At 27.7% G+C, this 7,986-nt stretch carries 8 protein-coding genes; 5 read left to right on the plus strand and 3 right to left on the minus strand.

Going from position 1 to position 7,986, the window contains the following annotated elements:
* The 4 genes from RH99_RS16885 to RH99_RS16900 all read left to right on the plus strand — a co-directional run.
* The coding region (locus RH99_RS16885; protein WP_010241028.1) for an alpha/beta-type small acid-soluble spore protein at positions 1-181 on the plus strand (181 nt) is incomplete at its 5' end.
* Positions 182-411: 230 nt separating this feature from the next.
* Positions 412-1,368: a glycosyltransferase family 2 protein gene (locus RH99_RS16890; RefSeq protein ID WP_010241031.1), complete on the plus strand. Its 957-nt coding sequence runs from the start codon at positions 412-414 to the stop codon at positions 1,366-1,368.
* Positions 1,369-1,407: 39 nt separating this feature from the next.
* Complete coding sequence (locus RH99_RS16895; RefSeq protein ID WP_010241033.1) at positions 1,408-3,453, plus strand: ArnT family glycosyltransferase; 2,046 nt, start codon at positions 1,408-1,410, stop codon at positions 3,451-3,453.
* Between the two features lie 312 nt (positions 3,454-3,765).
* Positions 3,766-4,482: a YARHG domain-containing protein gene (locus tag RH99_RS16900; protein ID WP_010241036.1), complete on the plus strand. Its 717-nt coding sequence runs from the start codon at positions 3,766-3,768 to the stop codon at positions 4,480-4,482.
* A gap of 237 nt (positions 4,483-4,719) precedes the next feature.
* Here RH99_RS16900 and RH99_RS16905 read toward each other — a convergent pair whose 3' ends face one another.
* From RH99_RS16905 to RH99_RS16915, 3 genes are all read right to left on the minus strand, one after another.
* Positions 4,720-5,970 carry a zinc ribbon domain-containing protein gene (locus RH99_RS16905; RefSeq protein ID WP_010241038.1) on the minus strand — a complete coding sequence of 417 codons (1,251 nt, stop codon included), beginning with the start codon at positions 5,968-5,970 and terminating at the stop codon, positions 4,720-4,722.
* Positions 5,971-6,000: 30 nt separating this feature from the next.
* Positions 6,001-6,762 (minus strand): zinc ribbon domain-containing protein, encoded by a 762-nt coding sequence (locus tag RH99_RS16910; protein ID WP_010241042.1) that lies wholly within the window; start codon positions 6,760-6,762, stop codon positions 6,001-6,003.
* Positions 6,763-6,972: 210 nt separating this feature from the next.
* A complete protein-coding gene (locus RH99_RS16915; RefSeq protein ID WP_010241044.1) occupies positions 6,973-7,269 on the minus strand; it encodes a hypothetical protein in 297 nt (98 codons plus the stop codon).
* A gap of 186 nt (positions 7,270-7,455) precedes the next feature.
* On the opposite strand from RH99_RS16915, the gene RH99_RS16920 reads away from it, so the two are divergent.
* Positions 7,456-7,764 carry a hypothetical protein gene (locus tag RH99_RS16920; RefSeq protein WP_010241046.1) on the plus strand — a complete coding sequence of 103 codons (309 nt, stop codon included), beginning with the start codon at positions 7,456-7,458 and terminating at the stop codon, positions 7,762-7,764.
* The last annotated feature ends 222 nt before the right edge of the window (positions 7,765-7,986 follow it).

Consider the following 7,986-nt stretch of genomic DNA (forward strand, 5'->3'; position numbering starts at 1 on the left):
TAGAGTTTTAGTTCCTGAAGCAAAAGAAGCTTTAAACAAGTTTAAAATAGAGGCTGCTAATGAAGTTGGTACTCCTTTAACTAATGGTTATAATGGAGATCTTACTTCAAGACAGAATGGTTCCGTTGGCGGACAAATGGTTAAAAAGATGGTTGAAGATTACGAAAACCGTTTAAAATAATTGAATCGTCATAAAAGTATAGTATATAATTTTTAGTTAAAACACACAACTTAATTTGGTTGTGTGTTTTTCCTTTTTATATTTACTTATAGCTATAGGTAATACATATTTTATGAACAATTAAAACAAGAATTATAAAAAATGTTAATTAATTTGCCATAGAACTGTAACTTAATTTAACTATAGTGTAATTGAATTCCATTTTAGTATTTTAATTTGAGGTGAGCGAAATGTGTAATGAAGTAATTTATTCTGTAGTAGTTCCATTATATAATGAAGAGCTTGTTATTGATGAAAGCTATAAAAGAATAAAGAAAGTAATGTACTCTACTAATGAAAATTATGAAATTATATTTATTAATGATGGTAGTACAGATAGAACAAAGGATAAAGCTGAACTAATATGCAGTAAGGATGAAAAAATTAAACTTTTAAATTTTTCTAGAAATTTTGGGCATCAATCTGCAATAACTGCTGGAATGAATTCATCTATAGGAGATGCTATCATAGTAATTGATGGAGATCTTCAAGATCCTCCAGAAATAATTCCAAATATGATTGACAAGTGGAAAGAAGGTTATGAAGTCGTCTATGCTAAAAGATCAAAACGAGAAGGTGAGACATTTTTCAAAAAATTTACTGCGAAAACATTCTATAGATTATTAGATAATATGACTACTGTTAATATTCCTGTGGACACAGGTGATTTCAGACTTATAGATAGAAAAGTATGCAATGCTTTAAATTGTCTTCCTGAAAGAAATAGATATGTGAGAGGTCTTGTCAGTTGGGTCGGCTATAAACAGACCTCTATTGAGATTAATAGAAAAGAAAGATTTGCCGGACAGACTAAGTATTCATTAAAAAAAATGATGCAATTAGCTCTTGATGGTATAACTTCATTTTCTTATAAACCACTTGTTATTTCAGGATATTTAGGTGTTTTAATTTTGTTGATAGGCATATTTTCCTTCATATGTATCATTATAAGAAAAATATATAATCATACTCAGATTTTAAGCTTTAGTTTAATTTTATCAATTAACTTTGTCATGTTTGGTCTAATATTATTAGCCATAGGAATAATGGGAGAATATATAGGAAGGATTTTTGATGAAGGTAAAGCTCGACCTAATTATATAATTTCAAGTAGAATAAATTTTAAGAAAGATGATAAAAACATATGACATTTATAATCAATGCATTTAATTAAGGAGGTCATTTATTTGGAAAAAAAAATAAAATTTACAAAAAGTACTTTGGGAATATCATTAATTCTAATTTTATCTATAGTATTAAATTTTGCTAATTTAGGCATTGAAGGTTATGCCAATACTTTTTATGCTGCTGGTGTAAAAAGTATGATGATGAATCTTAAAAATTTCTTTTTTGCATCCTTTGATCCATCTGGGTTTGTAACTATTGATAAGCCCCCTTTGGGGTTTTGGCTTCAAACCATATCTGCAAAAATATTTGGATTTAGCGGTTTTAGTATAATACTGCCTCAGGCTCTAGCTGGAGTACTTTCAGTTGCACTTATATATTATATTGTGAAAAAATCTTTTGGAACCTTAGCAGGATTAGTTTCAGCTTTATGCCTTTCAGTAACTCCAATAACTGTAGCCGCAGGTAGAAATAACACAATAGATAATTTACTTCTCATAACTTCACTGATAGCGTGTCTGGCTATTCTTAAAGCTGCTGAAAAAGGAAAATTTAAGTTTCTCCTATTGAGTTTAATTTTTATAGCTATAGGTTTTAATATAAAAATGGTGGAGGCATATATGGTAGCACCGGCAATATATATAACATATTTTCTTTCTTCTACTATATCCTTTAAGAAGAAAATTAAACACCTTATTTTAGGTACAGTTATACTTTTAGCGGTATCACTTTCCTGGGCTATAATTGTAGATTTAGTTCCTGAAAATAATAGACCTTTTATAGGCAGTAGTACCAATAACACAGTTATGGAACTTATAGTTGGTCACAATGGATTGCAAAGAGTAGGTATAGGTGGGAGAAATGTCGGAGGGAATCTACGCTCTCAAGACTCATTAAAAAATAGATCTAATAATAGAAATAAAATTAATAGGATGCCCGTTCAAGGTGAATTGTCTAATCCTTCAAATAAAAATATATCAGCTCAATATGGCATGAGAAATACTTCTAATCCAAGCATTATTAGATTATTTTCTAATAATAATATGTCAGATCAAATAGCCTGGCTTTTGCCTTTTGCTTTAATTGGATTTTTAGCACTAATATTAAACGGGGCCTTTAGATTTTCTTTCGATAATAGACAAAATTTATCATTAGTTTTGTGGATTGTATGGTTATTAACTGAGTTTATATATTTTAGTTTCGTAAAAAATATAACACACACCTATTATTTAACAACCATGGCACCATCTATTGCTGCTTTAGTTGGAATTGGACTATCATCCATGTGGGAAGTCTATAAAAAGCATGAATGGAAATCATGGTTTTTACCAATAGCATTTATTATAAATGCCCTTGTTGAAATGCGTATTTTATCCTATAATTATGGAAAATCAAACGGTTATAAAATTATAATCATAATAACAGCAATTTTATGTTTTATAGCTTCCATATCCTTAATTATAATTAACATATCTAAACTTGAAGATAAAATTTTGCATAAAAGAATTTCAATATTAAGCAAAACAACAGTTAGTATTGCTTTTATAGGTATTCTAATTGCTCCTACAATTTGGTCATTTACCCCTATGTTTTATAAAATGAATGGCAGTAGTCCTTCTGCCGGATTAGAGCTCTCATATAATAATCAAGGAAGAAATACAATTGTCAGTAATAATTCAAAACTCATAAAATTTTTAGATGCTAATAGAACAAATGAAAAATATCTTGTTGCAGTACCTTCTGCTATGTCTTATGGTTCAGATTTAATACTTGAAACTGGTGATCAAGTAATGACTATTGGAGGTTTTAGTGGATCTGATAAAATAATTACTGTAAATCAATTTAAACAATTAGTTGATTCTGGAGCTATAAGATATGCTATAGTAAATACCGTGTCAAATAGTGGAGGAATGGGTGCATATGGCTTTATGGGTAATAACTCAAATAATGCTCTAATGAATTGGATTAAACAAAATGGAAAGATTATCCCAGAAAGCAAATGGCAAAACTCTACTAATTCAAGAAACCGAACAGAAAAACAGGGCTCCAGTAATTTTTCTGATAGATCAAATTCTGTTCAATTATATGATTTAAAACATAATAAATAATAATCAATTACTAATTCTCTTGTGTATATATATGTTGCAATAAATTATATTCATTTATAAAATTATTAGTTTGTCTAGAGATCATCTATTGGCTATTATTAATGTATAATTTTAATTGCAATATATATTAATAATTTTTATACAGAAAAGTAAGTATTATTAATGGTTTGCTGGATTACTTAAAAAATTGAAATTTAATTATATTTTTAGTATACTTAATACTTAATTCTTAATACTTAATTCTTAACAAAGTAATATTTGTCTTATAACTATATATAATTAAATAAATACTATTTTTTAAGGAGTCTTCCAATGGCCAATTGTAGTAAATGCGGATATGAAATTTCCGACAACTCTAAATTCTGTCCTAAATGCGGTAGTCCTATTAAAACTGATGAAATTTCAAAGCCGGTTAATGACACTGATCAATCTACAAATAACCATAGTACTAATAACTTCACAATATTAATAATTACAATAGTTGTAATAGTAACTATCTCACTGGCAACAGGAATTTTTTTTGGGTTACGTTATTATTTATCTAGTATTATACCTAAAAACAATAATGTAGCATCGGCTCCATCAAATTTATTACCCAATACTCCTAGCAATAACAACAGTGCTAGTGATGACAAACCAAATACCTATAAAGATCCTAGTGACAATACTCAAGTTACTCCTAAAGATAATGGTATGGTTGTAACACCAAAAACTTACATTGATGATAACACTGATACCAGTAACACTAATTACTATAATTATACATCAGATTTTATTTTCCCATATAGTGATTCCGTGATGTTAAGTGATTCAGATGTGGCTTACCTTGATAAAGGTAAAATAAGAATGGCAATAAATGAAATCTATGCAAGACACGGTTATATATTTCATCAACATCCCTATGTAGATTACTTTAATGCAAAATCTTGGTATCATCCCGACAGCAGTTTTAAAGGTTCAGATTCAGAACTAAGCAGAGCAGAAGTTTATAACATTCAACTTCTTCTTAAATATGAAAAAAGCAAGTGAACTCGTTTCAGCAAGCTGAAACATCGGGAAATCAGGTGAAGATATTAACCTTTAATGCATGAAAAGTTAAATATCATGCTATAAGATAATAATATTAAAATAAAAGGTTTGACACTGAAATTAATTTTATTTTCAGTATTAAACCTTTTTATCATAATTATAAGTACTAGAATAAATCATTAGTAGCCCTTTATCTTTATCTTTTATTTGTAACTTATTAACAAAAGGCCAAAGCCTTTAATTATTATTCGCCACAATGAACCACTTACCATTATCCTGTTTATTAATTGTATAATTAACATGAATATTACTTGTACTATAGCTATATTGCCAAGTTTCAGTAGTATCTACATATATATTATGGAAAGTATCATCACTAAATTGTATATTGTTCACTTGTATGTTTACTAAAGATGTTCCACTGTAACTATTGTAGTATAAATTATTTACTATATCATTCCATTTACTTGAATTTTGAAGTACATAGGGCAATAAATTACTCATATCTCTATTATCTCTTACTTTATTCATAGCAACCCTATATCCATTGATAATCTTATTAATATATTCCTTAAGTTGATCACTAGGTTCTATTTTCACATTTTGTATGCTATCTCCTGCCTTGCCGTTAATATCTATAGGTTTAATATCTCCATTAGTAAACCTTACTGTAAAAGGATATCCCAAAAACATATCTATAGCTTCTTCATTTTTTATGTTAATAGCCTTGTCATTAATCTTCATGCTAACATTATTAGGTTGAATTATGGAAGTAGTCTTAATAAATGGAGCTGGGTCTACAAACCATTTTCCATTTTTATTATAATCCTTTTTATTTTCAAGGGTAAGCGGTATTTGTCTGTTTTCTCCACTAGCGCTTATAGATACATCATATGAATATACTTGATTTGCTTTGCCTTCAGCATTGAACCCTTTATTATTAGATAGAGATGTGTTTTTAGTATTATCTATCTTCTGCATAGTATAATTAGAAATTGAATTTCCACCAAATGACTTTTTAAAATCCTCTTTGGTTAAAAAAATCTTTCCATCTAGTTTCGTGGTATCAAAATAATTATATGCACTATCAAAATCACCTTTTTTTAATGCATCCATAAATCTTTGTGCTTTGTAGTCTGGAGAATTTGTCACATCGTAATAATATTTAAATAAGATACCTGCAATAATTACTATCAATACAATAATTGAAGCTATAATAATTTTTTTCTTATTTTTCTCTTGTAAAATCAAATTTTTCCCAGATTTCTTAGGCAGCGTAGTTTCTCCAATTTCACTAGACTTATCTTCATTTACCGCAGAAACTAAAGATTCATTTGTAATTAATTCACTATAATGCTCTTTAAATTCATATCCACAATAGGGACAAAATTTAATATTTTCTTTAGTTATTTTTGTTCCACACTGTGGGCAAAAATTTCCCTGAATATTGATTTTGATTTCTGAATCTTTTTTATTATGCTCTTCCATAAAGCATCACCATCCATTTAAAGAAATTTTCTATCCTACTATAGAACTCAAAATCAATTTAAGTAATAAAAATACAATAAGTATAAGTCCGAAATATCCAGCTATAAGTGTACAAGCTGATTTATTTTCAGACAACTGAAATTCCTTAGTAAGACCTCTAAATAATGATAATTGACTTAGAATTGAACCTATGAGCAGTGGTATAAGTCCTATGATTGGTGAAATGTAAGAAAGTACTATAAATAAAAAGAAACCGAATAAATTTGGAACATTTGAAGCTATAACTACTTTCCATAAAGCTTCAGGATTATCTTGTCCCCCAAGAATTATTCTTCCAACTAGGTAATCAATAATAAACATTACTCCCATAGAAATAATAAATATAATAGCAGTAATTATAAAAATCCTACCATAAAGATTTCCTAAAAATTGATTCATGTTAAAGTATTGTTCTAGCATCCTATCCCCAAAACTAGTAGCTGCATTATCTATTAAAACTTTAGTGTTCCATATTTCTAGTAATCCTAGTATTAAGGCCATTAATATAGTAAAAACTGCTGCAGTTTCTTTTGACATGATTTTATCCACTTTAGTTATGGTGGTCAAAGGAGTTTTAATCATTGAGATAAATGTTTCCCATATTTCTGATATAACCTTTGAAAATAAATTTACAGTTTGAGTTTCCGTTATAGCTTTCTTATTTGTATTAACTTTTCCGATTGGAGTACCACACTCACTACAAAAGTTTTCTCCCTCCTTTAACTCATTACCACAATTTTTACAATAAGACATACAATCTACACTCCTTAAAATAAAGCTTCTCAGATTATATATATTTTTTCGAAATTATATTATTACTAAAAGACTGATCTAGTTTTTAACCTTACATCATTCAATCAATGCTTCTGCCACAGTTCTATAATAATTATATTCTTTTTCTCATTAAGAATAAGTGATAATAAAAAAAGAACGGCCATTAATTGACTGTTCTTTTTGGTAAGCTTAATCCATAAATAGAAATTTATCTATATTAATATTTTTACTATTCTCTGGTATATTTGTTTCACTGGCAACTACAAAAATCAATAAATTATTATTAATATCTACTGTAACTTCTTCAATTTGATATTTAACATAGAGAATGTCATCTTCTTCTTTTTTATATTTAACAAAACCATCAGTACTTTTTATGTTATTAATCAATTTAGTATCTTTAACTTCCTTAATTTCTTCTCCCTGAATTAAGAACGCAGAATCTGTATAATTGTATGTATAATTTACTATTTTATTTGTTAACATTTATTCTCTCCTCCTTACATCATGCTATATTATAGCACTCTTAATCTTATTAGTGTATATTAAACTTCAATTTTAATGTGCAATAATATTTACTACCACCCCCGTATATATTATAGATAAAATTTTAAATTTTAAAGGAATTTGATTACTTATAATGAATATTATAAAAAGAGGGGGTGTAAAGCTATGAATCTTGAATTCAAAATTAGAGGATTAGATTCAATTAAAAATCGTTTAATCCAATTAGAAAAAAATGATTCAGTATCCTACAATAATTTATTTACCACTTCTTTTATGAAAAAACATACTAAATTCTCTAGCTTTAATGAATTTTTAAAGTCTGGTAATTTTATTGTGAACTCTATAAATGACTTTAAAGCAATCCCAGATAGAGAAATGGATTCCTATGTAAGAAGGATAAGTAATTTTTCCTCATGGCAAAATATGTTAGATTCAGCTGTTAAAGATTATACTGCTAAAAAATTAGGATTTTGATATTTATGTTTACAGTGTAAATAGTGTATATATTTAACTCACTATTTACACTCACATTAACTAAGCAAAGTGTCATTATAAGACTTAGTCTGGTTTTAATTCTCTTCAAAATGCCACCTAAATCTTTTGTATTTGAAATTTATTTATAATTTATTACACTTGGCTTTATAATAAATTCTATCATTCTACATTTTCAATAATTTGTTCTCTAGTTAGAACTCA

Source organism: Clostridium arbusti SL206, assembly GCF_000246895.1.
Lineage (GTDB): Bacteria > Bacillota > Clostridia > Clostridiales > Clostridiaceae > Clostridium_I > Clostridium_I arbusti.

Excerpts from the sequence above, each read along its gene's own strand:
- RH99_RS16890 (WP_010241031.1), top strand. The coding sequence starts at position 412 with ATGTGTAATGAAGTAATTTATTCTGTAGTAGTTCCATTATATAATGAA.
- RH99_RS16900 (WP_010241036.1), top strand. The coding sequence starts at position 3,766 with ATGGCCAATTGTAGTAAATGCGGATATGAAATTTCCGACAACTCTAAA.
- RH99_RS16905 (WP_010241038.1), bottom strand. The coding sequence starts at position 5,970 with ATGGAAGAGCATAATAAAAAAGATTCAGAAATCAAAATCAATATTCAG.
- RH99_RS16910 (WP_010241042.1), bottom strand. The coding sequence starts at position 6,762 with ATGTCTTATTGTAAAAATTGTGGTAATGAGTTAAAGGAGGGAGAAAAC.
- RH99_RS16915 (WP_010241044.1), bottom strand. The coding sequence starts at position 7,269 with ATGTTAACAAATAAAATAGTAAATTATACATACAATTATACAGATTCT.
- RH99_RS16920 (WP_010241046.1), top strand. The coding sequence starts at position 7,456 with ATGAATCTTGAATTCAAAATTAGAGGATTAGATTCAATTAAAAATCGT.